Annotated in this window: 24 protein-coding genes and 1 tRNA gene; 17 read left to right on the top strand and 8 right to left on the bottom strand. The window is 68.8% G+C overall.

The window, feature by feature from the left end:
* Window positions 1-254 precede the first annotated feature (254 nt).
* The 9 genes from ABZV93_RS25740 to mscL all read left to right on the top strand — a co-directional run bounded on the left by ABZV93_RS25740 (window position 255) and on the right by mscL (window position 9,942).
* Window positions 255-2,420 carry an ABC transporter substrate-binding protein gene (locus ABZV93_RS25740; protein WP_354940812.1) on the top strand — a complete coding sequence of 722 codons (2,166 nt, stop codon included), beginning with the start codon at window positions 255-257 and terminating at the stop codon, window positions 2,418-2,420.
* An 89-nt stretch (window positions 2,421-2,509) separates the two neighbouring features.
* Complete coding sequence (locus ABZV93_RS25735; protein WP_354940809.1) at window positions 2,510-3,496, top strand: ABC transporter permease; 987 nt, start codon at window positions 2,510-2,512, stop codon at window positions 3,494-3,496.
* Between the two features lie 13 nt (window positions 3,497-3,509).
* Entirely contained in the window at window positions 3,510-4,628 is a 1,119-nt protein-coding gene (locus ABZV93_RS25730) for an ABC transporter permease (RefSeq protein WP_354940806.1), read from the top strand.
* Window positions 4,629-4,729: 101 nt separating this feature from the next.
* On the top strand, window positions 4,730-5,950 hold the full coding sequence (locus ABZV93_RS25725) for an ABC transporter ATP-binding protein (RefSeq protein ID WP_354940803.1): 1,221 nt from the start codon (window positions 4,730-4,732) through the stop codon (window positions 5,948-5,950).
* 8 nt (window positions 5,951-5,958) lie between these two features.
* Complete coding sequence (locus ABZV93_RS25720; RefSeq protein ID WP_354940801.1) at window positions 5,959-7,053, top strand: dipeptide ABC transporter ATP-binding protein; 1,095 nt, start codon at window positions 5,959-5,961, stop codon at window positions 7,051-7,053.
* Entirely contained in the window at window positions 7,050-7,586 is a 537-nt protein-coding gene (locus ABZV93_RS25715) for a hypothetical protein (protein WP_354940799.1), read from the top strand. Before ABZV93_RS25720 ends, ABZV93_RS25715 begins: the two co-directional genes overlap by 4 nt.
* A 182-nt stretch (window positions 7,587-7,768) precedes the next feature.
* Window positions 7,769-8,158, top strand: coding sequence for an FmdB family zinc ribbon protein (locus ABZV93_RS25710; RefSeq protein ID WP_354940796.1), 390 nt, complete (start codon window positions 7,769-7,771; stop codon window positions 8,156-8,158).
* 218 nt (window positions 8,159-8,376) lie between these two features.
* Window positions 8,377-9,279, top strand: a complete 903-nt coding sequence (gene cpaB / locus ABZV93_RS25705) for a Flp pilus assembly protein CpaB (RefSeq protein WP_354940793.1) — start codon at window positions 8,377-8,379, stop codon at window positions 9,277-9,279.
* 159 nt (window positions 9,280-9,438) lie between these two features.
* The gene (gene mscL, locus ABZV93_RS25700) at window positions 9,439-9,942 is read left to right on the top strand and encodes a large conductance mechanosensitive channel protein MscL (protein ID WP_354940790.1); all 504 of its coding nucleotides are present in this window, start codon (window positions 9,439-9,441) and stop codon (window positions 9,940-9,942) included.
* 33 nt (window positions 9,943-9,975) lie between these two features.
* Here the strand turns inward: mscL and ABZV93_RS25695 are convergent, their stop codons facing one another.
* Window positions 9,976-10,149: a hypothetical protein gene (locus ABZV93_RS25695; RefSeq protein WP_354940787.1), complete on the bottom strand. Its 174-nt coding sequence runs from the start codon at window positions 10,147-10,149 to the stop codon at window positions 9,976-9,978.
* Between the two features lie 123 nt (window positions 10,150-10,272).
* Between ABZV93_RS25695 and ABZV93_RS25690 the strand changes: the two genes are divergently transcribed.
* Together ABZV93_RS25690 and ABZV93_RS25685 are read left to right on the top strand one after the other, a co-directional pair.
* Window positions 10,273-11,091, top strand: coding sequence for an ABC transporter permease (locus ABZV93_RS25690; protein WP_354940784.1), 819 nt, complete (start codon window positions 10,273-10,275; stop codon window positions 11,089-11,091).
* Window positions 11,088-12,143 carry an ABC transporter ATP-binding protein gene (locus ABZV93_RS25685; RefSeq protein ID WP_354940781.1) on the top strand — a complete coding sequence of 352 codons (1,056 nt, stop codon included), beginning with the start codon at window positions 11,088-11,090 and terminating at the stop codon, window positions 12,141-12,143. Before ABZV93_RS25690 ends, ABZV93_RS25685 begins: the two co-directional genes overlap by 4 nt.
* Here ABZV93_RS25685 and ABZV93_RS25680 read toward each other — a convergent pair.
* Both ABZV93_RS25680 and ABZV93_RS25675 read right to left on the bottom strand, forming a co-directional pair.
* Window positions 12,131-12,703, bottom strand: a complete 573-nt coding sequence (locus tag ABZV93_RS25680; RefSeq protein ID WP_354940778.1) for a GNAT family N-acetyltransferase — start codon at window positions 12,701-12,703, stop codon at window positions 12,131-12,133. The two genes, ABZV93_RS25685 and ABZV93_RS25680, sit on opposite strands and share 13 nt — an antisense overlap.
* A gap of 84 nt (window positions 12,704-12,787) precedes the next feature.
* The gene (locus ABZV93_RS25675; protein WP_354940775.1) at window positions 12,788-13,906 is read right to left on the bottom strand and encodes an LLM class flavin-dependent oxidoreductase; all 1,119 of its coding nucleotides are present in this window, start codon (window positions 13,904-13,906) and stop codon (window positions 12,788-12,790) included.
* 106 nt (window positions 13,907-14,012) lie between these two features.
* Here ABZV93_RS25675 and ABZV93_RS25670 point away from each other — a divergent pair, with 106 nt between their 5' ends.
* From ABZV93_RS25670 to ABZV93_RS25660, 3 genes are all read left to right on the top strand, one after another.
* On the top strand, window positions 14,013-14,807 hold the full coding sequence (locus ABZV93_RS25670; protein WP_354940773.1) for an aldo/keto reductase: 795 nt from the start codon (window positions 14,013-14,015) through the stop codon (window positions 14,805-14,807).
* 227 nt (window positions 14,808-15,034) lie between these two features.
* Window positions 15,035-15,823: a phytanoyl-CoA dioxygenase family protein gene (locus ABZV93_RS25665; RefSeq protein WP_354940770.1), complete on the top strand. Its 789-nt coding sequence runs from the start codon at window positions 15,035-15,037 to the stop codon at window positions 15,821-15,823.
* A 61-nt stretch (window positions 15,824-15,884) separates the two neighbouring features.
* The gene (locus ABZV93_RS25660) at window positions 15,885-16,808 is read left to right on the top strand and encodes a D-isomer specific 2-hydroxyacid dehydrogenase family protein (RefSeq protein ID WP_354940767.1); all 924 of its coding nucleotides are present in this window, start codon (window positions 15,885-15,887) and stop codon (window positions 16,806-16,808) included.
* 116 nt (window positions 16,809-16,924) lie between these two features.
* On the opposite strand, the gene ABZV93_RS25655 is transcribed toward ABZV93_RS25660, so the two are convergent.
* On the bottom strand, window positions 16,925-18,802 hold the full coding sequence (locus tag ABZV93_RS25655; protein WP_354940764.1) for an MFS transporter: 1,878 nt from the start codon (window positions 18,800-18,802) through the stop codon (window positions 16,925-16,927).
* Between the two features lie 125 nt (window positions 18,803-18,927).
* Between ABZV93_RS25655 and ABZV93_RS25650 the strand changes: the two genes are divergently transcribed.
* Both ABZV93_RS25650 and ABZV93_RS25645 read left to right on the top strand, forming a co-directional pair.
* Window positions 18,928-19,185: a hypothetical protein gene (locus ABZV93_RS25650; RefSeq protein ID WP_354940761.1), complete on the top strand. Its 258-nt coding sequence runs from the start codon at window positions 18,928-18,930 to the stop codon at window positions 19,183-19,185.
* 193 nt (window positions 19,186-19,378) lie between these two features.
* A tRNA-Arg gene (locus ABZV93_RS25645) sits at window positions 19,379-19,451 on the top strand.
* Between the two features lie 36 nt (window positions 19,452-19,487).
* On the opposite strand, the gene ABZV93_RS25640 is transcribed toward ABZV93_RS25645, so the two are convergent.
* From ABZV93_RS25640 to ABZV93_RS25630, 3 genes are all read right to left on the bottom strand, one after another.
* Entirely contained in the window at window positions 19,488-19,955 is a 468-nt protein-coding gene (locus tag ABZV93_RS25640) for a hypothetical protein (RefSeq protein ID WP_354940758.1), read from the bottom strand.
* 86 nt (window positions 19,956-20,041) lie between these two features.
* On the bottom strand, window positions 20,042-21,340 hold the full coding sequence (locus tag ABZV93_RS25635; protein ID WP_354940755.1) for a GAF domain-containing protein: 1,299 nt from the start codon (window positions 21,338-21,340) through the stop codon (window positions 20,042-20,044).
* A 233-nt stretch (window positions 21,341-21,573) separates the two neighbouring features.
* On the bottom strand, window positions 21,574-22,248 hold the full coding sequence (locus ABZV93_RS25630) for a hypothetical protein (RefSeq protein ID WP_354940752.1): 675 nt from the start codon (window positions 22,246-22,248) through the stop codon (window positions 21,574-21,576).
* Window positions 22,249-22,392: 144 nt separating this feature from the next.
* Here ABZV93_RS25630 and ABZV93_RS25625 point away from each other — a divergent pair, with 144 nt between their 5' ends.
* Window positions 22,393-22,851 carry a hypothetical protein gene (locus ABZV93_RS25625; protein ID WP_354940749.1) on the top strand — a complete coding sequence of 153 codons (459 nt, stop codon included), beginning with the start codon at window positions 22,393-22,395 and terminating at the stop codon, window positions 22,849-22,851.
* Between the two features lie 115 nt (window positions 22,852-22,966).
* On the opposite strand, the gene ABZV93_RS25620 is transcribed toward ABZV93_RS25625, so the two are convergent.
* The coding region (locus ABZV93_RS25620; protein ID WP_354940746.1) for a trypsin-like peptidase domain-containing protein at window positions 22,967-23,816 on the bottom strand (850 nt) is incomplete at its 5' end.

Below are 23,816 nucleotides of genomic sequence, written 5' to 3'. Positions count from 1 at the left end.
GACTTCACGACGTCGAAGACCGGGTCCGCGGAGGCCGCCGGCCCCTGCGGCGTCGTGACACCGGGGGGCGCCTACGTCGGCACCCCCTCATCCACTGCACAAAGCGCACACGTACTCACGCGACCGAGGCGTACGGATCGCCTTGCGGTGGGATCGCGCGGTACTGAATCACTTCGGGTTCGGCCAGTCGGCAACGTCCGGCGGTCCTTCGGGATGCCGGCCCGCAGCGCCTTGAAGGAAAGGGCACAGATCTGATGACCGGAAAGGCCATGCTCAACCGGCGGACGTTCCTTTACGGGTCCGCCGCCGCCGCGGGTGGCGTCATGCTCGGTGCGTGTTCGAGCGGCGGAGGCTCGACCTCCGGAGGCGGCCCCAAGAAGGGATCGGGCGACGGTGGCGGTGGCGGTGGCAACACTGCCGCCGCCAAGGGCTCGGAGACCAAGGCGCTCCCCAAGCCGTCGAAGTTCCAGGAAGCTCCGATGCTCGCCGAGCAGGTGAAGGCGGGCAAGCTGGACGCGCTGGAGAAGCGGCTGCCGGAGAACCCGTTCGTGATCCCCCACAAGTGGGTCAAGCCGGGCAAGTACGGCGGCAACCTGCTGATGATCAGCCCCTCCGCCACCGGTGGCGCGATCGACGCCTCCAACAAGGAGTACATGTACGGCCACACGCTGCTGCGTTGGCTGAACGACGGTCTGGCCATCACCGGTGGACTGGTCGAGTCCTGGGAGCACAACGCCGACGCCAGCGAGTGGACCCTGCACTTCCGCAAGGGCCTGCGCTGGTCGGACGGGCACCCCTGGTCCACCGAGGACATCATGTTCTGGTGGAACGACCTGGTGCTCAACACCGATCACAGTGAGACTCCGCCGGACGAGTGCAAATCGGGCACCGGCAAGGTCGCCCAGCTGAGCGCACCGGACGAGACCACCCTCAAGATGAAGTTCGACGCCCCCGCGCCGCTGACCGCCGACCGGCTGGCCATGTGGGTGAAGGGCACGAACGGCAACGGGCCCAAGTGGATGGTGCCGGCGCACTTCGCCAAGCAGTACCACCCGAAGTACAACAAGAAGGTCGGCAAGAACTGGGCATCGGCCGGCGGGCTCTTCGAGACCAAGGTCGACTTCTCGCGCAACCCCGACTGCCCGACCATGACCGGGTGGAAGCTGAAGTCCCTCAAGGAGGGGCGCACCATCGTCTGGGAGCGCAACCCCTACTACCACTGCGTCATGCCGAACGGCGACCAGCTCCCGTACGTCGACACCCTCAACATGTCGATCGTCCAGGACAAGCAGGTCGGCAAGCTGCAGATGCAGCAGGGCAAGCTCGACTACGTGCACGGCGCGTTCTTCGGTGTGGACCTGCCCGACATCTCCGCGATGAAGCAGTCGGCCAACACGTCCAAGCTGGACGTGATCTTGTGGGACGGCGGCTCGGGCACGAGCTCGGTCTTCTTCTTCAACTACGACCACAAGGACCCGAAGTTCCGCAAGCTCATCCGGGAGCCGAAGTTCCGCAAGGCGCTGTCGATGGCGACCAACCGGGCCGACATCCAGAAGGCGATCTACTTCAACACCGGCGAGAAGACCACCGGCACGCTGAGCCCGAAGGCCAAGGAGTACGTCGCCTACGACGAGGGCAAGCAGGTCTACCAGCAGTGGCGGGACTCCGCGCTGAAGTACGACCCGGAGGCGGCCAAGAAGCTGCTGGACGAGCTCGGCGTCGTCGACAAGGACGGCGACGGATTCCGCGAGTTCCCCGACGGCAGCAAGCTGAAGATCTCGCTGGACTACCCCGCCGACACGGTGGACGAGCACAAGAAGAAGAACTCCTACCTCGAGCGGGACTGGAAGGCCATCGGCATCAAGGCCCAGCAGAACCCCGTCACCCCGGAGGGCTGGGGCGACCTGTGGAACACCGGCAAGCTCACGTCCACCACGGCGTGGGAGGTCGGTGACGGCCCCAACCACCTCGTCTACCCGCAGTGGCTGGTGCCGATCGAGAACAGCCGGTACTGCCCGCTCGAAGGTCAGTGGTACAACGTCCGCGGCACGCCCGACGAGGGCAAGCAGTTGAACGTCGACCCGTTCAAGCGGACGCCGCCGCGGATGGAGCCCGAGAAGGGCGGTCCGATCGAGCAGCTGTGGAAGATCTACGACAAGACCAAGGTCGAGCCGGACGAGATGAAGCGGACCAAGATGGTGTGGGACATGATCAAGATTCATGTCGAGCACGGTCCGTTCTTCCAGGGCTCGGTCGCCAACACTCCTCGGGTCGTCCTCGCCCGCCAGGGCCTGATGAACATCCCGAAGAAGGAAAACCTCGCCCAGGGTGGCTTCGCCAACCCGTGGATCCACCCCACACCGGCGGTCTATGACCCCGAGACCTTCTTCTGGGACAACCCCGACCAGCACAAGGTCTAAGGCGCACACGTTGGGTGGGGGTGCCGACCGGCATCCCCACCCTCCTGCGGCCTCGCCCCACCGGGATCGACTGATCGGGAGACGCACAGATGGTCGTATTCATTGTTCGGCGTTTGCTCTACATGATCCTCACGCTCTTCATCATCTCGATCGTCAGCTTCGTGATGATCCAGGCGCCGCCCGGAGACGCACTGACGGCCGAGATCCAGCGGCTGCGCAGCATCGGCAACAACGTGTCGCAGGACCAGATCGACGCACTCAAGGCGCGCTACGGCCTGGACGACCCGGTGATGGTGAAGTACGGCAAGTGGATCGGCGGCTTCGTCAAGGGCGACTTCGGCCAGTCGTTCACGTACCGCCAGCCGGTCGGCGACCTCATCTGGGGCCGGCTCGGGCTCTCGGTCATGCTCGCGGGCGGGGCGCTCATCATCGCCTGGTTGATAGCGATACCCATCGGGGTCTATTCAGCGACCCATCGATATTCCTTACCCGACTACCTCATCACCCTGTTCCAGTTCATCGGCGTGGCCGTACCCGAGTTCCTGCTGGCACTGGTCGTCCTGGTGTTCGCGGCGAGATTCCTGGGCTCCGACGTCGGCGGACTGTTCTCCGCGCAGTACCAGGACGCCCCGTGGAGCGGCGCGAAGTTCGTCGACTTCCTCAAGCACGTGTGGATTCCACTGGTCGTCATCTCTGCGAGCAGCACCGCCTGGCTCACCCGCGTGATGCGGGCCAACCTGCTCGACGTCCTGAACCAGCAGTACGTCCAGACCGCCCGCGCGAAGGGCGTCCTCGAGCGCCGGGTCATCTGGAAGCACGCCACCCGCAACGCCGTACACCCGTTGATCATGGCGCTGGGTACGACGTTGCCGGTCCTCATCTCCGGTGAGGCGATCGTGAGCATCGTGCTCAACCTGCCCACGACCGGACCGCTGTACCTGCAGGCGCTGCTGAACCAGGACATGTACCTCGCGGCCACACTGCTGATGTTCTTGTCGATGCTGCTGATCGTCGGCAACCTGCTCGCCGACATCGCACTGGCCTGGGTCGACCCCCGGGCCCGGTCCGCCGAGTGAGAGGGCGCCACTGATGGCGATCATCCAAGAACCAATCTCCCAAGAGCACCAGGCGCCCACCGAGAAGGGCTCCGACGTCGGCGAGATCCCCCAGTGGCGGTTGATGGCGCGGCGCTTCAAGCAGAGCAAGCTCGCGGTGGCCGGCGGGATCGTTCTGCTGGTGATGTACGGCATCGCGTTGTTCGCGCCGTTCCTTGCGCCGTACGACGCGAACGCCGTCAACTCCGACCGGGCCAACGCCGCGCCGGCCAAGCTCACCTGGAAGGGCGGCCCGGCGGTCTGCGGGGTGGCCCAGACGCTGAACAAGGACACCTTCACCTGGGAGTACAAGACCGACTGCAACAAGGCGACGCCGATCAACTTCTTCGTGAAGGGCGCCGACTACAAGGTCTTCGGCCTCATCCCGACCACCACGCACCTGTTCGGGGTGGACAAGCCGAACACCATCTACCTGTGGGGCGCCGACGACCAGGGCCGGGACATCTTCAGCCGGACCGTCATCGGATCCCGGGTCTCCTTGACCATCGGTCTGGTGGGTGTCGGGATCGGCACCATCCTGGGTGCCATCATCGGCACCATCTCCGGCTACTTCGGCGGCATCGTGGACAACGTGCTGCAGCGCATCATCGAGATCATCCTCTCGGTGCCGACGCTGCCGCTGTGGGCGATGATGGCGGCCATCCTTCCCCGCGACATGACGGTGACCAAGCGATATCTGTTCATCACCGTCATCTTGTCGCTGGTGGGCTGGGCAGGCCTCGCCCGGCAGATCCGCGGAAAGGTCATGTCCTACGCCGGCGCCGACTACGTGGCGGCGGCCCGGGCAGCGGGCAGCGGGCACGCCCGCGTCATCCTCAGCCACATGGTGCCGAACTCCATCAGCCACCTGGTGGTGGTGACCATGCTGGCGATCCCCACGACGATCATCGCCGAGACGTCGCTGTCGTTCCTCGGCATCGGGATGTTGCCGCCGGCGGTCAGCTGGGGTGTGCTCCTGCAGGACGCGCAGAAGGTGCAGGCGGTCCAGCAGTACCCCTGGATGCTCATCCCCGCCGTGGCGGTGGTGATCGCGGTGACGTGTTACCAGCTGCTCGGTGACGGCGTACGCGACGCGGTGGACCCCTATGGCTGAGCCGTACCCGCACACCATCGGCATCCGCGGCACGAGCGAGGCGGGACGCAACCTGAGCGTCCCGGCCTCGTTCGGCAACGAGGAGAGACAGGGGTCTCGACATGAGTGAGGCAACCATCAGCAACCCCTCCACCAAGATGGCCGCCGACGCCGTCGTCAGCGTCCGCGACCTGCAGGTGGAGTTCCCGACCCAGATCGGCGTCGTCCGCGCGCTGAACGGCGTCACGTTCGACGTTCCCCGTGGCCGCGTGCTCGGGATCGTCGGCGAGAGCGGGTCGGGCAAGAGCGTCACCGCCCGCGCGATCCTGCGGATCATCGAGCGGCCGGGCCGGATCGTGAACGGCGACATCCTGTTCCGGCCGGGTGTGGAGCGGCAGGGCGGCGGCCGGGCCACCAGGCGGAACCGCGGCCGTACGGGTACGGGCGGGCCCAGGGAAGCCGCGGCCCAGGCCGGCCCGACGGAGGGCACCGACACCGCGACGCAGGCTCCCGCCGAGAACTCCCAGGGCGTGGTCGACCTGACCTCGCTGGACCCGACCGGCGACCGGATCCGGGCCATCCGCGGCCAGGAGATCTCGATGATCTTCCAGGAGCCGATGACCTCGCTGAACCCCGTCTACACCGTGGGCGACCAGATCGCCGAGGCGATCCTGCTCCACCAGACGCCGGACCGGAACGAGGCCAACAGGCGTGCCGTGGAGATGCTGCGCCGGGTGGGGATGCCCAACCCCGACCGCATCGCCAAGAGCTACCCCCACCAGCTCAGTGGTGGTATGCGCCAGCGCGCGATGATCGCGATGGCGCTGTCGTGCACGCCGACCCTGCTGATCGCCGACGAGCCGACCACGGCTCTCGACGTCACCACCGAGGCGCAGATCCTGGAGCTGATGCGCGAGCTGCAGGACGAGTACGGCATGTCGATCATGTTCATCACCCACAGCATGGGCGTCGTGGCCCAGCTGTGTGACGAGGTGGTCGTCATGTACCTCGGCCGGGTGGTCGAACGCGCGCCGGTCGACGACATCTTCCACGACCCCAAGCACCCCTACACCGTCTCGCTGCTGCGGTCGATCCCCCGGATCGGCGTCAACCGCGGGACACCGCTGGAGGTCATCAAGGGCTCGGTGCCCGACCCGTACTCCACCGTTCCGGGCTGCCCCTTCCACCCGCGCTGTCCAAGTGCGATGAAGGGGTTGTGCGACACGGTTCTGCCGGTGGAGGCTCCGGTGGAAGGAAAAGCCGACCACAACGTCCGGTGCCACCTCTACCCGGGCAGCACACCTGCCGAGGCCGCGTCCGCGTCCGCCGCCGCGGGCAAGTAGGAGGAATCGTGAACGACGTTTTGCTCGAGGTCTCCGACCTCAAGAAGCACTTCCCCATCAAGCAGGGCTTCCTGAGGCGGACCGTCGGCCACGTGAAGGCTGTGGACGGGGTCAACCTCTCGGTCAACCGCGGCGAGACGTTCTCGATCGTCGGCGAGAGCGGGTGCGGCAAGAGCACCACCGGCCGGACCATCCTCCGGCTGGAGGAGCCCACCGACGGATCGGTGGTCTTCGACCACTCCGAGCTGGGCAAGGTCAACATCGGGGACGCCGACCACAAGACGCTGAAGCGGATCCGGCCGGAGATGCAGATCATCTTCCAGGACCCGTTCTCGTCGCTGGACTCGCGGATGACGGTCGGCCGGATCATCGCCGAGCCGATGATCATCAACAACACGCTGTCCGGGCGGGCGCTGCGGGACCGCATCGCCGAGCTGTTGACCGTGGTCGGGCTGCGGCCCGAGCACGCCAGCCGCTACCCGCACGCGTTCAGCGGTGGCCAGCGCCAGCGCATCGGGATCGCCCGGGCACTGGCGCTGAACCCCAAGCTGATCATCTGCGACGAGCCGGTGTCAGCGCTGGACGTGTCGGTGCAGGCCCAGGTGCTCAACCTGCTGGAGGACCTCCAGGAGCGCTTCGACCTGACGTACCTCTTCATCTCCCACGACCTCAGCGTGGTCGAGCACATCTCGGACCGGGTCGCGGTGATGTACGTCGGGAAGGTGGTCGAGGTCGGCACCACCGACCAGCTGTTCTACAACCCGAAGATGCCCTACACCGAGGCGCTGCTGTCGTCGCTGCCGCAGCCGGACCCCCGCAAGCGGACCCGGCCCACGCTGCTCACCGGCGACGTGCCCAGCCCGGCCAACCCCCCGTCCGGCTGCTACTTCCACACCCGGTGTCCGTACGCTCAGGACATCTGCCGGACCGAGGAGCCCCCGCTCCGCGATACCGGTGACAACCACATGGCAGCCTGTCACTTCTCCGACACGCTCGAGCTCAAGGGCGCGAGCCGTCTGGCCGAGGTTCCGGTGGCGCCGGAGGTCATGACCAAGGTGGCGGAGCAGCAGCAGGCGCAAAGGCAGCAGGAGGCAACGAAGTGACCACTCCCGTCCGCGAGGGGCGGCCCCGTTTCACCGGGGTGAGCACCTACCAGGACCCGATGGGGCGGTTCTCGTTCCGGTTCCCGTCCGACTGGCACCAGTTCGAGCTGGACGAGGACCGGGAGGGCGTGCTGTTCTCCCCCGAGGAGGACGACCCCAAGACGTACTTCGCGGCGTGGGTCAGCAAGCTCGACGAGCACGTGATCGCCGAGGACCTGGACACGATCCGTGAGGGCGTCGAGGCGGGGCTCGCCCAACTGCCCGGGTGCGAGGTGGAGTCGCGCAAGGACGACCTGCTCGGCAACCTCGTCAAACTGGAGCGGATCTACACCTTCGAGGAGGAGGGCGCCGTCCGGAAGCGGCGGGTCTGGACGCTCTACGTCGACACCTGGCGGATCGTGCTGGTCTGGCAGGGATCGACCGTCGGGGAGTACGACTACTGGCTTCCGATGGGCAACTACTCCTACGCCACCTTCGAGATCCCCGAGGCACTGTGGTTCGCCACCGACCGGGACCTGAAGGCGTTCGAGTGACTGTGTGATGGTTCGCGAGGACTGTGAGGTCCTCGATGGTTCGTGCACTCCGAGGCCGGGACGCTTAGCAGTCCTTGCCTCGGAGTGCTAATCTTTGCTGCGGTATCGCCTTGGCCAGGCCGCCTTCGACCGGGCCGCCGAGGCCGGCGAAGGTCTTCAGACCGTGCACATGGAGGGTGGCAGTGCCTACCTATCAGTACTCCTGCGTCGACTGCGGCGAGCAGCTCGAGGCGGTCCAGAAGTTCTCCGACGACCCGCTGACCGTGTGCCCCGCGTGCAACGGCAAGCTCCGCAAGGTCTTCAGTGCGGTCGGTGTGGTCTTCAAGGGTTCCGGCTTCTACCGCACCGACAGCCGCGACGGCCAGCAGCGGTCCGGTGGCTCCAACGCCGGCAAGGACTCCGGGTCCAAGGAGTCCAGCAGCTCCGGCAAGGAGTCCAGCTCCGCCGACTCCGGTTCGGGCAAGTCGTCGGACAGCTCGAGCAGCTCGGTTAGCTCCGGCAGCGGGTCGGGCAAGGACTCCGGGTCCAAGGCGGGCACCTCGAGCAGTTCCGGTTCCTCCAACGCCGCCTAGCCGCCTAGCTCGTTCCGCCACCGCCGGTGGCGATCCGGTGGGTTTCGTACGTACGCAACTGCCGCCCTCGGTCGAGGGCGGCAGTTCGCATGTCCGGGCCGTTCGCCGAGTCGTTGGTTGGCTGCCAGGTTTTCGTCCACAGACGGCGATTCGGCGTTCTGAGCGGCCTGGCTGTGGACAACCCGGTTGGGGCGGGGTCGGCTGCCTAGCCTCGTCGCATGTCCCGCCGTCGCTTTGCCACCTCGCACACCGGCACCTCGTCCACCGACACCTCGCACACCGGCACCTCGTCCACCGGCCGCTTCGGCGCGGGTGGGCTGTCCTCGGCAGCCTCCCCTGCCGGCGTACCCGGCTCCCCCGCTCGCCCTCGCGACCGGCACGGCGGGCGAGGTGCGCCGGCCGAGGTCGCCCGGGCGATCTCCCGGCACCGACGTCTGGTGGCGGCCGGCCTGGCCGCTGCGGGCGTCGCCATGGCCCTGCACCTGCTGGCGCCCGAGCCGCCGCCCACCGTCACCGTCCTGGCCGCGGCGCGCGACCTTCCCGGCGGGGCGCCCATCTCACCGGGTGACCTGCGCGAGGTCGCGCTCCCGCCCCACGTCGTACCAGCCGGTGTCCTGCGCCCTGGTGATCCACGGGCCGGTAGGCCGGCCGGCCGCGGTGCCGTGCTGGCCGGTCCGGTCCGGGCGGGCGAGCCGCTCACCGACGCCCGGGTGCTCGGTCCGGACCTGCTGGCCCAGGTGCGCTCGACCGCGCAGGTAGTAGCCGCTCCGGTACGTGTCGCCGACCCCGGCTCGCTGGCTCTGGTGCGGCCCGGCGACCGGATCGACCTGCTGGCCGCGGAGACCGACGTCGACCAGGCGGCCCGCCCGGCCCGAGTTGTGGCCGCCCACGTCCGGGTGCTCGCCCTGCCGGGCAGCGTCGGTGCCGGAGCGGACGGATCGGACGGCGCGGACGGATCGGTGGGCGGCGGACCACTCGGTGGGCTCGGTGCCGGCGGGTCGGTGGACGCCGGCGGCGAGGGCGGACTGGTCGTGGTGGCGGTGCCGGCGGAGACCGCGGCCGAGCTCGCCCGCGCGGCGGTCACGTCGCGGATCTCTCTGGTGCTGCGCGCGGAGCCGTGATCGCCCGCGGTGCCCTGATCGCGGGTGGCCCTGCTCAGGATCCGGACACACCCACCGGATCCTCGCGATCGGGGCGGTGCGGCGCTCGCGAACGCGGACGGGGGGTGATGCGGCGCGGCCGGTGCGCGGTAGGTTCCGGCATCGACCGGAAGGAGCCCGATGTTCAAGGGGTTCAAGCAGTTCCTGATGCGTGGAAACGTTCTCGACCTCGCGGTCGCGGTCGTCCTGGGCGCGGCGTTCACCAAGATCGTCACCGGGTTGCTCGAGGGGTTCATCAACCCGCTGGTGGCGGCGATCTTCGGCAAGCCCGACCTCACCAACGTCGGCCGCTTCACCGTTCACAACGCGCACTTCAGCCTCGGGCTGATCGTCGACGCGGTGTTCAACTTCCTGATCATCGCCGCCACGATCTACTTCCTCGTGGTGGTGCCGGTCAACCGGCTGGCGGCGCTGCGCCGTCACCACCACGACCCCGAAGCCGTCCCGGAGGTTCCGCCCGCCGAGGACATCCTGCTGCTCCGCGACATCCGCGACCTGCTGGCCGAGGCCCGCGAGCAGCGGGACGGCCGTGCCGGAGAACCAGGAGGGGACGGAGCCGGCGACCGGAGTCCGGGCCGGGACCTTCCACCGGCACCGCCCGGGCAGCCGACGGTCTCCCGCTGACGGCTGCTCCTCCTCACCGGGCGTGGGCTGTTCCTACTGGCCGTGGTGGGGCGGCACCTCATCGCGTAGGCGGCGGTCGGCGTCGTCCTCGGACCCGTCCCGGTCGCCCCAGCGCTCCGGGTCGTCCTCGGTCGCCCGGTCGGGCAGCAACGGGCCGATCGCGTCCGCGGACCGGCGGGTGGGGCGGGGCCGCCTGGGTTCGTCCATGCCCTCGATGATGCCTCGCCGCCGGGCAGTCCGGTGATCCGCCCCGACCAGCACTCCTCGGATACTCGATGCTCAGCCGGTACCCGTCGTCTGCCGGGACCCGGGCCGACCTAAGGTCTGGGCATGGCTGGAGGGACGGCCGGCGAGCAGCGCCGGGCAGGAGTACGCGCCCGGGTTCCGCTCGTGCTCGCCGTTCCCGCCTGCGTGGGGCTGGCTTTCCTGGTCGTCCCGCTGCTCGGCCTGGTGGTCCGTACGCCCTGGTCCACGCTGCCCGAGGAGCTGGCCCGGCCGGAGGTCTGGCAGGCGCTGCGGCTGTCCCTGGTCTGCGCGACCCTCGCGACGCTGGTCGCGCTGGTGCTCGGCGTCCCACTCGCCTGGGTGCTCGCCCGGAGCGCGCTCCCTGGACGCGGCCTGGCGCGCGCCCTGGTGACCGTTCCGCTGGTCCTGCCACCTGTCGTCGGCGGGGTCGCGTTGCTGCTCGTGCTGGGCCGGCGCGGTCTGGTGGGACAGTGGCTGGACGCGTGGTTCGGCCTGTCGCTGCCGTTCACCACCGCGGCGGTCGTCCTCGCCGAGGCGTTCGTCGCCACGCCGTTCCTGGTGCTGAGCGTGGAGGGGGCACTGCGCGCGGCGGACCGGCGCTACGAGGACGCCGCCGCCACGCTCGGCGCCTCGGGCTGGCTGACGTTCCGCCGGGTCACCCTCCCCCTCGTCGCTCCGGGTGTGGCGGCCGGCGCGGTGCTCGCCTGGGCCCGCGCGCTGGGTGAGTTCGGAGCCACGATCACGTTCGCCGGCAACTTCCCCGGAACGACGCAGACGATGCCGCTCGCGGTGTACGTCGCGATGGAGACCAGCCCGGACGCCGCGATCGTCCTCAGCCTGCTGCTGCTCGTCGTGTCGGTGGTTGTGCTCGCCGCTCTGCGCGACCGATGGGTGCCCCGATGAGCCTGCGGGCACACGTCGTCGTCCGGCGGCCGCCGTTCACGCTCGATCTCGACCTGGCCGCCGGCCCCGGTGAGGTGGTGGCGCTGCTCGGCCCGAACGGGGCCGGCAAGTCGACCACACTGCGCGCGCTGGCCGGGCTCCAGCCACTGAGCTCCGGTGAGATCCACCTGGACGACCAGGTGCTGGACCGGCCGGAGACGCGGGACTACCTGCGGGTGGAGCAGCGCCCGATCGGCGTGGTCTTCCAGGACTACCTGCTGTTCCCGCACCTGTCCGCGCTGGACAACGTGGCGTTCGGTCCGCGGGCGCACGGTGTGGCGAAGGCGACGGCGCGCGCGGCGGCCCTGTCCTGGCTGGAACGCGTCGGGCTGGCCCACGTCGCCGATGCCAGGCCGCGCGCGCTGAGCGGCGGGCAGGCGCAGCGGGTCGCGCTGGCCCGGGCACTCGCCGTGACGCCCCGCCTGCTGTTGCTGGACGAGCCGCTCGCGGCGCTGGACGCGAGCACCCGGGTCGACGTCCGCGCCGACCTTCGCCGCCACCTCTCGGCGTACGACGGGACCTGCATCCTCGTCACCCACGAACCACTCGACGCCATGGTGCTGGCCGACCGGCTCGTCGTGCTGGAGAACGGCCGGGTCACGCAGGAGGGCTCGCCGGCAGAAGTCGCTCGTACGCCACGCACGGAGTACGTCGCCCGCCTGGTCGGCCTCAACCTCTTCCGCGGGCACACCGACGAGGCCGGGGTCGTACGGCTGGCCGACGGCGGTGAGCTGACCGCGGGGACGCGGGCGACGGGCGAGGTGTTCGTGGCGTTCGCACCGTCGGCGGTCGCGTTGTACCGCACCGCGCCCGGGGGCAGCCCGCGCAACTGCTGGCAGGTGGAGGTCGCCGGCGTCGAACGCCACGGAGACCTCATGCGCGTACGGCTTTCCGGCCGGCCGCCGGTGCTCGCCGACGTCACTGCCGACGCGGTCGCCGACCTCGGCCTGCAGCCGGGTGCGCGGATCTGGGCGAGCGTGAAGGCGGCCGAGATCCGCTGCTACCCGGCCTGACGGTCCGCCGCCGGGGCGGTGGCGCGGAAGTCGGCGGCACGGAGCCGGTAGAGCACGCAGCGCCGCAACGGCCCTTCCGGCTCCGACGGATCGTCGAAGTCCTCTTCGGGATCGCGGGTCATGCCGATGCGCCGCATCACCGCCTGTGAGCGATGATTCCCGGCTGTCGTGACCGCCAGGATCTCCGGCAACCCGAGAGTCCGGAAGCCGAACGCCAGCGTCGCGAACGCCGCCTCGGTGGCGTAGCCGTGCCCCCAGGCGGAGCGAGCGAGCCGCCAGCCGATCTCGATCCCGTCGAACGGCATGTGGTCGTCGACCAGGTCCAGGCCCGCGAAGCCGACGAACGTCCCGGTGGCGACTTCCTCGACGGCCCACCAGCCGTAGCCGCGCTGGTCGAACTCCGCCTTGAACGTCCCCACCGAGGCCGCACTCTGCTCGGGGGTCAGCAGGTCACCCAGGTGCTCGCGGACGGCCGGGTCGGCGTTCATCTCCGCCCACGGCGCCAGGTCGGTGTCCCGCCATCGGCGAAGCAGGAGACGATCGGTGCGTATGTCGGTCACGGCGACGAGCGTGCGGCTTCGCGGGACCGAGCGCAAACCAATTGCCTCCGGCCTCCGGCTGCCCAGTGCGGCTACCCCGCCCGGCTACCCGGCCCGGGGTCCGTCCTGGGCGCCTCCCCCGGACCATGCCTGCGCGAGCAGTTCGAAGCTTCGCAGGCGTTCGGCCAGTCCGTGCGTCATCGTCGTCACCATGAGCTCGTTCGCACCGGTGGCGCTCACCAGGTCGATGAGCTCGGCGAGCACCGACTTCGGGTCGCCGATGGTGGGCCTGCTCGGGCCCTGCTCGATGATCCGGAGCTCGGCGTCGGTCCACTCGTGCGCGGCGGCCTCCTCCGGCGTGGGGGTACGCCGCGGGCGGCCGGTGTAGAGCGAGACCTGGGCCAGCTGGGCCGGCCGGGCGATCGCCTCCGCCTCCTCGGCGGTGTCGGCGAGGTAGACCGACTGGGTGACCATCGCGTACGGCTCGGCCAGCCGCGCGGACGGCCGGAACGTCGAGCGGTACAGCTCCATCGCGGGCACCGTGTTCGCTGCGCTGAAGTGGTGGGCGAACGCGAACGGCAGCCCGAGCATCCCGGCCACCTGCGCGCTGTAGCCGCTCGACCCGAGCAGCCAGACCTCGGGCGCGGAGGTCGCCACCGGCGTGGCGCTCATCCGCCGCAGGGCGAGCCGCCCGCCGCCCTCCTCGATACCGAGCAGGTCGAGCAGGTCGGCGAGCTCCTGCGGGAAGTCCTCGGCACCGAGCCCCTCCTTCGTCCGGCGCAGCGCCGCCGCCGTCGCCGGGTCGGTTCCTGGCGCGCGACCGATGCCGAGGTCGATCCGCCCCGGGTGCAGCGCCTCCAGCATCGCGAACTGCTCGGCGACCACCAGCGGTGGATGGTTGGGCAGCATCACCCCGCCCGAACCGACTCGGATGCTGCTCGTCCGCGCAGCGACGTGGCCGACGAACACACCCGGTGACGTGGACGCGACGCCTGGCATGTTGTGGTGCTCGGCCACCCAGAAGCGGCGGAAGCCGAGTTTTTCGGCCCGCTCGGCCACGGTCGCGGCGGCGTTCAGGGCCTCTGCGGTGGTTTGCCCCTCGCCGACCGGTGCAAGTTCGAGTACGGAGAGTGGTATCCGGGCGGCCGGGTCAGCGGGCGAGCCGGAGGGAGAGCCGGCGGGTGAGGAGGCCCCGGAGTGGGGCTGGGGAGTCGAGTCGGACACCCTTCGAACGTACCTCCGCGAACCGGTTCGGCCACATCTGGCCAGCCCGCCCCCGCCAGGCCAACTGGTTGGCGTTTCACGGGTCCGAGGGGGTAGGACCGAGGGCATGACTGACATCGGCCTGTCCTCCCAACTCACCGCACCGCTCTCCCCCGACGCCCGCATCCCGCTGATCGGGTTCGGCACCTGGCAGCTCTCCGGCGACGAAGCCCGCCAGGCCGTCAGCTGGGCGCTGGAAGCCGGCTACCGCCACCTCGACACAGCCACCGGCTACGGCAACGAGGACCAGGTCGGCGCCGCGCTGCGCGACAGCGGCGTACCCCGCGACGAGGTCTTCGTCACCACCAAGCTGCCCCCGGACCACGTCGGCCGTGAGCGCCAGACGCTCCAGGAGAGCCTGGACAAGCTCGGCGTGGACCACCTCGACCTGTGGCTGATCCACTGGCCGCCGAACGGCACCGCCGGCGTGGAGTCGTGGAAGGTGTTCGTCGAAGCGCAGAAGGAGGGGCTCGTACGCCACATCGGCGTCAGCAACTACTCCCTCGACCAGATCGACGAGCTCACCTCCGCGACCGGCGTGACGCCCGCGGTCAACCAGATCAAGTGGAGCCCCGTGCAGTTCGACCGCGACCTGCTCGAGGGCAGCCGCGAGCGCGGCGTCGTCGTGGAGGGCTACAGCCCCTTCCGCGCCGCCAAGCTAGACGACCCGGTGCTGACCGGCCTCGCCGACAAGTACGGCAAGACCGTCCCGCAGGTGATCGTGCGCTGGCACCTGCAGCGCGGCGTCGTGGTGATCCCGAAGTCGGCGAAGCGCGAGCGCATCGAGGCCAACATCGACGTGTTCGACTTCGAGCTGTCCGCGGACGAGCTCACCTCGATCGACAACCTGTCCGAGGCCTGATCGGCGGCTCGGACGGCTGAACCCGCGACGCACCCGGCCCGGGCCCTGGCTCCCGGGCCGGGTGCGTCGCGCGTACACCACCCGGGCGTACGCACACCGCCCGCGTCACCCGCGAGAGCCGCATCAGCCGCTTCGGGCCAGCCGGTGACCGCAGGCGGCCAAGTGGTGGAACACCCGCCCGAACGCGGCGAACCATGGAGCGCGAACTCGACCGAACGGAGCGCACCATGGACATGGCGACCGCACTGCGCGACCTCGCCGTCACCGACGAAACCCTGTCCAGCAAGGAGAAGGACCAGCTCGACCGGGACGGCTTCCTCCCGCTGCCGGGCATCCTCAGCTCCGAGCAGGTCGCGGCGTTCAACACGCGCCTGGCCGAGCTCACCGCCGCCGAGGGCGAGCGGGCCGGCCTGGAGGTGCACCAGGAGGAGGGCGCGGACCGGCTGTCGGACCTGATCAACAAGGACCCGATGTTCGACGTGTGCTTCACCCATCCACGGGTGCTGGCCGGCATGCGGCACGTACTCGGCGACTTCAAGGTGTTCTCCCTCAACAGCCGCGCCTCCCGGCCGGGCAAGGGACTCCAGGGTCTGCACACCGACTACGGCGAGCCCGTCCAGCCCGGTGCGTACCGCGTGTGCAACTCCATCTGGCTGCTGGACGACTTCACCGCCGACAACGGCGCCACCCGGGTCGTCCCGGGCTCGCACCGGTGGGCCAAGCTCCCCGGCAGGGAGATGGCCGACCCCAAGGACGCCCATCCCGACGAGGTTCAGCTGCTCGCCCCCGCCGGCACGGTGGTGATCTTCAACAGCCACCTCTGGCACGGCGGTACGCTCAACAGCTCCGACCGGCCCAGGCGGGCGATGCACATGGCGTTCTGCACTCGCGACCTCCCCCAGCAGCTGGACCAGAAGGCCTACATCCGTTCCACGACGTACGACCGGCTCAGTCCGGCACAGCGGTTCCTGCTCGACGTGACCGCCGAGGACGTGGCCGCCCGCCGGGCAAGCTGAGATCACCGTCCGGGCGACCACCGCCGATCGCGACAAACTGCCGCGCGGAGATACTGGTCGCATGACCTCCGGAGCACATACCCCCAGGATCTATGTCGGCCCACAGCAGCTGCCCGAACTCCTCGAGGCCGTCAAGACGGCCGGTGGCGAGGTGGTCGACGACCCCACGCAGGCCGAGGCGCTGGTGTGGTGGGGCGGGTCGCCCGACCAGTTCAAGGACGTCGACCACGACGGCATCAGGTGGGTGCAGCTTCCGTCGGCCGGCATCGAGTCGTGGTTCCGGGAGGGCATCTTCACCTCCGGCAAGGTCTACACCTGCGCGGTCGGCAGCTACGCCGACGGTGTCGCCGAGCACACGCTGGCGCTGATGCTCGCGGGGGTACGCCGGCTGCACACGCTGGCCGGCGAGCGGACCTGGACGAACGTGCGGTCCGGAACGCTGCTGGACTCCACGGTCGGCATCGTCGGCTGCGGCGGCATCGGCCGGGCGCTGATCCGGATGCTGGAGCCACTGCGGGTCCGCGTGCTCGCGATCACCCGCTCGGGTACGCCGGTGCCCGGTGCCGCGGAGACCTACACCCCGGACCGGCTGGACGACGTACTGACCGCCTCCGACGTGGTCGTGATCGGCGCTCCGTCGACGGCGGAGACCAAGCACCTGATCGGCGCCCGGGAGCTCGGACTGATGCAGCCGCACGCCTGGCTGGTCAACATCGCCCGCGGCTCGCTGATCGACACCGACGCGCTGGTCGAGGCGCTGCGGGCGGGCAGCATCGCCGGAGCCGGCCTGGACGTCACCGACCCCGAGCCGCTCCCGGACGGCCATCCGCTCTGGAACGAGCCGCGCGCGCTGATCACTCCCCACTCGGCCAACCCGCCCAGCCTGCTCATCCCTGGGCTCACCAGGCGGGTGCACGAGAACGTCCAGCGCTACATCGCCGGTGAGGAGCTCGTCGGCTTGGTCGAGGTCGAGCGCGGCTACTGACGGCACTGACGTTTCTGACGTCTCTGACAGCAACAGGCGCGCCGGTCGTCGACCGGCGCGCCTGCTGTTGCCTCTCCTGCTGAACTACTCCTGAACCACTGCGACCTGGTGCCGACTTACCGGCCCTGGTCCTCGGGCGGGCCGAACTGCCGGCGACCGGTGGGCCGGATGAGACCGTCGGCGACGGCCGTCCTCAGTGCGATCTCGAACCGGCGGGGGCCCCACCGGCGGGCGCCGAGTTCGCGGAACATGGTGTCCCGGTCCATCTTTCCGTGTTCGCGGACCAGGTTGGAGATCAGGGCGACCTCCTCGTCGAGGGCACGTTCCCCGGCCACGCGGCTCTGGCTGGGCGAGGCGCCGGAGGCGTGCATGCCGGGGGAGTAGAACGACGTACCCGGGCCGGGCCGGTATCGCTGCGTACGTTGGCGTTCGGACCGCCGGGCGATGCGTTCGTCGCGTTCGGTCTCGGCCCTACGAGCCGCATCCCGCGCCCTCGCCCGCTCCTCGTCCTCGGGTTCTCCTTCCGCCTGCTCCCCCGCGCCGGCGTTCTCGTCTGCTTCCTCCGCGGTGAGCGGGCGGGCGATGTTCTCCAGGGACTGCTGCTCGGCGCGCACCCCGAACACCAGTTCGGCCACGCCGCCGAAGGCCATCGCGACGGCGCCGATGAAGAAGCCCAGCGCCACCAGACCGAGGTTGCCGCTGTGGATGAACTGGCCGAACAGCAACGGCCCGGTGATGCCGCCGATCGCCGTACCGACCGCGTAGAACAACGCGATCGCGAGCGCCCGGGTTTCCATCGGGAAGATCTCGCTGACCGTGAGGTACGCCGAGCTGGCACCGGCCGAGGCGATGAAGAAGCCGATCGCCAGCAACACGATGAACGAGATCGAGTTCAGCGAGTGGCTCATGAGCAGGAAGCCGACGACTGCCGTCATCACGGCGGCGCCGAGGTAGCTCCCGGCGATCATCGGTTTACGTCCGACAGTGTCGAAAAGCCTTCCCAGCAACAGTGGGCCGAGGAAGTTGCCGACGGCGAACACCGCCAGGAAGAACGGCACCGAGCCGGACGCCACCTTGAAGTACGTACTGAGGATGGTGCCCAGGTCGAAGGTGACCGCGTTGTAGAGGAACGCCTGCCCGATGAACAGCGCGAGACCGAGCAGGGTGCGGTGCGGGTACTTCCTGATCGCGACCTTGGCGAGCTCCCGGAAGGGAATGGTCTTGCGCTGGCGGACCGTGATGCTCTCGCCGGGTTCGGGGATGTCCCCGTCGGCCTCCTCGCGGACCTCGCGTTCGATCGAGTCGACGATCTTCTCCGCCTCGTCCTCACGGCCGTGGATGAACAACCACCGCGGGCTTTCGGGCACGTGCCGGCGGACGACCAGGATGGCCAGGCCGAAGATGCCGCCCACCCCGAACGCCAGCCGCCAGCCGAAGTCGGTGGCGAAGATGTCGGAGAGCAGGAAGATCGCAGCGATGCTGCCGAGCGCGGAGCCGACCCAGTAGCTGCCGTTGATTGCGATGTCCACCTGGCCGCGGTTGCGGGCGGGGATGAGCTCGTCGATCGCGGAGTTGATCGCGGAGTACTCCCCGCCGATGCCCATGCCGGTGAAGAACCTGGCCAGGAAGAAGTACCACGGGGCGAAGGCGAACGCCGTGGCCACCGTGGCGACGATGTAGACGCCCAGGGTGAGCAGGAACAGCTTCTTGCGGCCGAACCGGTCGGTGAGCTGACCGAAGAACAACGCACCCAGGCAGGCGCCCAGGACGTAGATCGCGGCGGCGGTCCCGATGTCGCCGGCAGTCAGGTGGATCCCACTGCCCTTCTCGATCATGCGGCTCGCCACCGAGCCGACGATCGTCACCTCGAGACCGTCGAGGATCCAGACGGTGCCGAGGCCGATCACCACCCGCCAGTGGAATCGCGACCATGGCAGGCGGTCGAGCCGGGCTGGGACCCGGGTACGAATGGTGTCCAACGTGGTTGACGACATGAGCAGTCCGTTTCACTCGCTCAGGGAAGGCGGATGGGACGCGCGGTGAGATGCTCCGCACGCGCGAGCGGACTTGCTCGCGGCGAAATGGCGTACGTCCAGGTGGCGCCGTAGGATGCGCCGACATGGTGCGCTGTCGGATTCTCGGCCATCGGTATCGCTTCTCCGCCGAGGGCGAGACCATGACCTGGCGGTGCCAGCGCGACTGTGGCGCCACGGGCAGCAAGCGCTACCCCACCGCCGCCGAGGCCGGCCGTTACGCCGCCGCCTTCGACCGCGAGGACAGTGCGGATCTTGGCCGGCGCGCCCCGCTTGTCGGACTGCTCCCGCTTCGGGTGGTACGCGCCGTACGAGCCCTGCGCGAGCGTCGGGCGAACGGCTGAGGGACCTCCGGACGCCCCGACCAGCAGGCGCGTCCGGGGGCCGACGTCTGCCGGGGGCCAGGACATGGGCGGGACCATACTCCTGCGAAGTCGTTGTCGCAGGGTCTCTCGGAGCGGATCCGGCGGTACGCTCCGCACCGGGGCAGTCCTGGGCATTCGTGACCCGCCGCCGCCCGGTAAGGTGAGCAACCGCGCCCTCGTAGCTCAGGGGATAGAGCAACGGTTTCCTAAACCGTGTGTCGCAGGTTCGAATCCTGCCGGGGGCACCCACCGAAATCCCAGGTCAGCCGCAGTGCGGATGATCAACCCGGCCTCCGCATCGGCCGGCCATCCTGGTTGCACGGCCGGGCGTTCGGCTCCTCGAACGTCAACACACCGTTGGCATCCGACAGAGACGAGGCCACCGTGATGCACCCCGACGCCAGGTCCACGTACCTCCACTGCAACGCCGTCAGCTCACCGAACCGGCAGCCGGTGTAGGCCAAGGCCAGGACGAACAGGTCATAGGGACCGGGCATCGCCCCCGCCAGGTCGGCCACCTGCACCGGCTTCAGGATCGTCGGCTCATGCTCGGGCAGCCGCGGAAGCTGGACACCCACGCAGGGAGAAGCGGCCACCAGCCCATCCAGCTGAGCAGTCTTGAGGATCTGCGCCGGCAGCCGGTACGCCTGGCCGACCCGCGAAGGACTCAGACCACTCCGACTCATCTGCGCGACCCACTCCCGGACCCCCATCGGGCGAAGCTCCGGGACAGCTACGTCACCGAGCATCGCGGACTCCTACGCGATGGGCGTGCTCTGCGAAGCCATCAGTACCCACACGCCGATCAACGGCTCACATCTGCCACCCGGGCGAGCTATTCACCGGCTTCGTCAGGGCGGATCCGGAAGATCGCAGACCGGATCTCCTCGTTGATCTCGTCCAGTTCGCGGATCGCCGCAAGGATGGACTGTTGTACCTGCTGTTCCGGGCACTTGTCGTAGGCGGTCCGGAGACGGAGGGCGGTGGCGAACAGACGTTGGAGCACGGCATCGGAGATGTCGCGGGCGATCCGGTCGCGGTCTTGGAGCAGGAGCAGTTGCGCACGGTCGTTTTGGCTACGCACCCGGTGGAGTGCGAGAGCGGTCAGATCGGCGAAGGTCTGGACCTGCTCGACCTCGTTCGCGGCGGAGTGCTCAAGGGGTGAGCCGCGTCGCCAGGCGGCGAACAGCACGCCGAAGGTGTTGTTGTCCGACAGCAGCGGAATCAGCATCCCCAGCCCGACGTCGGACAGGGCCTCCGCCCACTCCGCGGGTGGTTGGTAGCCGGGCTCCCTGGTGTAGTAAAAACTGACGACCCGCTCACCCGATTTGATCACCTGGGGGACCAGGCCCTGCATGGGAAGCCGCCGTCCCGGCGGGACAGGCCGGCCCAAGCCCTCGAAGATGATGGCTCTCGCGGAGGTCGGATCGATGGGGTCGACCAGAATAACCCCGACCACATCGGCGCCGACAGCACCGCGCAGCTGGCGGACCATCATACGCATCGCGTCGTCGCGGTCGACCTCACCCAGCAGAAGGCGAGCCATCCCCGCTGTGGTCTCCAACCAGCGGTCGCGACGTCTACGTTGTTCTTGGTCCCGGACCCGTTGTAGTGCCAAGGCTGCGTAATCGGCGAAGATCTGCAACTGGGTTGTCTCTTCGGTATCGAAATGCTCCTGGCCCGATGCCCGCCGCCATCCGACGATGAGTGCGCCCTGGGGAATCCCTTCGGCGATCAGCGGCATGAACACGGCTGGGCCGATCTCCCGCAACGTGTTCCGCCAGGCATCCGGTGGGTCGAACCGCTCATCGCTGGGCAAATCCGCGATGAGGAGCGGCTCCCCGGTCCTGAGCGTTGCGGCCGTCAGGCCCCGGCGCGGAAGCCGGGTGCCCATACCGTGCTTGATGCCGAGTCCCTCGACCGCCTCATAGACCACGCTGGCAGGGTCGGCCTGATCGACCAGGACTACGGCGACAAAGTCCGCAGCGGAGATCCTCCGCATCCGCTGAGTGAGCATGTTCATCGCCTCGTGGATGCCAAGGCCACCCAACAGCGCGCGGGTCAGCTCGGCGGTGCCCTCAAGCCACAGCCGACGACGGATCTCCCGTTGAGAGGGACTATGTGGTGTGATCATGGGATTCGGTGGAAGGCGCTTTGCCCACCCCCCTACAGACAGCAGTCTAGACGGGCCTATCCAGCCCCCGTGGTTCCAGCCGATCGGCGTCGATCACGCCGCCCAGCCCTGCACCGAGACTCAGCCGAGTGTGCCCGTCGAACCCCAGGGGGAGCAGCGTTCTCATCGCAGTTTGGTCGCGGTCGCGGGGTTGCTAATCCGCCCGGGTGGTTACATCCCGGCGCAGGTACGGATCAACATCGTGGTCGACAGATCACGCAGACGCTCACCAGCTCGTCCGGTGCCGACATCACCAAAGCCTTTAGCTGGTTGACTGCCTGAGTAGGTGCCTTGACCCCCGAACGGCGCACGAGCCGCAGTGCCTGGATCGCCTCGCCTCGGCCATTGCGCAGCTTCGGCGTGGAGCTCGCACGACTCGACAGCGCCGCCAACGCCGCCGCGTACGCATCGACCGATCGGACTTGCGCTGGAGCGCCAAAGTTTCCGGTCAGGCCGATCGACTTCCACGACCACGGCCGGTTGGTCGCCTTGCTCGCTGAGTCGCCAGCACGCCTCGATGAGCCGACCGGGGTGAGTGTCGTTGGCGTAAGAGTCGATGGACTCATCGGTGATCTTGCGGGAGTGTGGCCGGCCGCCTCGGTCACCTTCGTGGCGTACTTCGCCAGATACCCCGCCACCGCGGGGCCGGACAGCAGCCGACGACGGCCGTGCTTGTCGAGCTGGCCGGAGCCGCCGGTGGCGTCGGCGTGGTCGAGCTCGTCGACGACCTGTTCCCCCGGACAGCTTGTCCTCACCGCGCAAGAGCCGACGAGCCCCAGCCTGCATGACGTTATCGAGGTAGTCGTCACCGCACCAGACGCCGACTGGCTCGCAGAGGACCGCAGTGAGCGTGCTTCGGTGAGTGTCACCTCATCCAGTCGATGTGGCCGAGGGGCACGACGGATCCTTGACGTGGTGAGTTGCGGCTCTCGGAGCCCACGCAAGAGATCCTGCGCCCGCGCCGGCGGGCCACCGCTCATCGGCGCCTTTCCAGGCTCGAGGAGGGGGCCGCCATGACCACGGACAGAGAGTCCCAGTGGGGTAACCCAGCCTGGTATCGCTCAGAACTGATCTTCTACACCGAGCCGGACCGCTGCTGGCAACTCCATGTCGATGGGCACATGGTCGGGATCACCGGACCGGTGGACGCTGGTGAAGCCTGCGTTTGGGCCAACGCCTATTTGGGGCGTGACCTCGTGTGGGTCCCGGGCTGGCCGCACCAGGTTGACGCCTGTTGGTACTGGGTCGCGGAGCCCGTGCCGGAGCTGACCACCGCCCAGGCCGAACAGATCCTCACCCAACTGCTGCACGCACAAATGACTGGTGACCTCACCCGCATGGCTGCGATCCGTGCGCGGATGTATCCCCACCACATCTCAGCGGTCGTCGCTGCTGCCGAAAGCGAACTGGCCCGCCGCCTCATCGCTGAGACCGAGCGCGAGCTTCAACGCGCCGCACCACCGAATAGATAGGGCGGTAGTTGCGGAGAACCGAGGCGGTCCAGTCCACCGGGATCACGAGGGCGGCGACGGCCTCCGATCGGGTCGTGCGCACGCCGACCAGGCCCGCTGGGTTCGCTTGAAGTGGTCATGCCGACGGGCCGAGGTGAGCGAGGATCTTCTCGGCGTCGTTGATCGGTATGGCGAAGCCGATGCCGGATACCGGCGGGCCGCTGGTCGGGGTGTACACCGAAGAGTTGATGCCGATGACGCGTCCGTCGAGGTCGAGGAGCGGCCCGCCGGAGTTGCCGGGGTTGAGTGCGGCGTCGGTCTGGATCGCTGCGTAGGTGAGGGGCTTGTCCTGGCCAGTGCGTGTTCCCTCGACCTGTACGGGTCGGTCGAGTGCACTGACTACGCCCGTGGTGACCGAACCTTGCAGGCCTTCGGGGGAGCCGATGGCGATGACCTGGGTGCCTGGCACGACCGTGGAGGAGTCGCCCAGCGACGCGGGTTTGAAGCCTCCTTCCTTGGTGACCTGGATGACGGCGAGGTCCGCCGCTGGGTCTGCGCTGATGATGCTCGCCTGCTGGCTCGCCGGGTGTTGTCCTCCTACCTTGACGTCGATCTGAGTGGCGCCCAGGTCGTGGGTGGCCACGACGTGGTAGTTCGTGAGGATGAGGCCTGATCTGGTAAGAACGGTGCCCGACCCGGTGGAGCTCCCGCCGATGGACTTCACATGCACCTCGACGACACTCGGCATAGCCGAGGCGACAATGACAGGTACCCGATCTTGTGGGGCTTTCGGGAGTTCCGCGTTCTCGGTTCGCGAGGCCGGCAGCGCCGTCAGCGCGGCCTGTGCGTCGCTTGGCTGGATCTTGACAAGGACGGCGCCGATGATTGCCGCGGGCGTGTCAGATGGTCTGTGTACGGAGATCAACCTTTCGTGTTGAAGGAGTACACAGGTGTCCATGACAGATGAGCAGCAGCCTCGGTCTCGA

This window comes from Actinopolymorpha sp. NPDC004070 (assembly GCF_040610475.1).
In the GTDB taxonomy this organism is placed as follows: Bacteria; Actinomycetota; Actinomycetes; order Propionibacteriales; family Actinopolymorphaceae; genus Actinopolymorpha.
The sequence above is the reverse complement of the archived record's forward strand: the minus strand, read 5'-3'. Positions and strand labels throughout refer to the sequence as shown.

What these genes read in the sequence shown, in the direction of transcription:
- ABZV93_RS25740 (WP_354940812.1), top strand. Translation starts at nt 255, where the DNA reads ATGACCGGAAAGGCCATGCTCAACCGGCGGACGTTCCTTTACGGGTCC.
- ABZV93_RS25735 (WP_354940809.1), top strand. Translation starts at nt 2,510, where the DNA reads ATGGTCGTATTCATTGTTCGGCGTTTGCTCTACATGATCCTCACGCTC.
- ABZV93_RS25730 (WP_354940806.1), top strand. Translation starts at nt 3,510, where the DNA reads ATGGCGATCATCCAAGAACCAATCTCCCAAGAGCACCAGGCGCCCACC.
- ABZV93_RS25725 (WP_354940803.1), top strand. Translation starts at nt 4,730, where the DNA reads ATGAGTGAGGCAACCATCAGCAACCCCTCCACCAAGATGGCCGCCGAC.
- cpaB (WP_354940793.1), top strand. Translation starts at nt 8,377, where the DNA reads ATGTCCCGCCGTCGCTTTGCCACCTCGCACACCGGCACCTCGTCCACC.
- mscL (WP_354940790.1), top strand. Translation starts at nt 9,439, where the DNA reads ATGTTCAAGGGGTTCAAGCAGTTCCTGATGCGTGGAAACGTTCTCGAC.
- ABZV93_RS25695 (WP_354940787.1), bottom strand. Translation starts at nt 10,149, where the DNA reads ATGGACGAACCCAGGCGGCCCCGCCCCACCCGCCGGTCCGCGGACGCG.
- ABZV93_RS25690 (WP_354940784.1), top strand. Translation starts at nt 10,273, where the DNA reads ATGGCTGGAGGGACGGCCGGCGAGCAGCGCCGGGCAGGAGTACGCGCC.
- ABZV93_RS25685 (WP_354940781.1), top strand. Translation starts at nt 11,088, where the DNA reads ATGAGCCTGCGGGCACACGTCGTCGTCCGGCGGCCGCCGTTCACGCTC.
- ABZV93_RS25670 (WP_354940773.1), top strand. Translation starts at nt 14,013, where the DNA reads ATGACTGACATCGGCCTGTCCTCCCAACTCACCGCACCGCTCTCCCCC.
- ABZV93_RS25665 (WP_354940770.1), top strand. Translation starts at nt 15,035, where the DNA reads ATGGACATGGCGACCGCACTGCGCGACCTCGCCGTCACCGACGAAACC.
- ABZV93_RS25660 (WP_354940767.1), top strand. Translation starts at nt 15,885, where the DNA reads ATGACCTCCGGAGCACATACCCCCAGGATCTATGTCGGCCCACAGCAG.
- ABZV93_RS25655 (WP_354940764.1), bottom strand. Translation starts at nt 18,802, where the DNA reads ATGTCGTCAACCACGTTGGACACCATTCGTACCCGGGTCCCAGCCCGG.
- ABZV93_RS25650 (WP_354940761.1), top strand. Translation starts at nt 18,928, where the DNA reads ATGGTGCGCTGTCGGATTCTCGGCCATCGGTATCGCTTCTCCGCCGAG.
- ABZV93_RS25640 (WP_354940758.1), bottom strand. Translation starts at nt 19,955, where the DNA reads ATGCTCGGTGACGTAGCTGTCCCGGAGCTTCGCCCGATGGGGGTCCGG.
- ABZV93_RS25635 (WP_354940755.1), bottom strand. Translation starts at nt 21,340, where the DNA reads ATGATCACACCACATAGTCCCTCTCAACGGGAGATCCGTCGTCGGCTG.
- ABZV93_RS25625 (WP_354940749.1), top strand. Translation starts at nt 22,393, where the DNA reads ATGACCACGGACAGAGAGTCCCAGTGGGGTAACCCAGCCTGGTATCGC.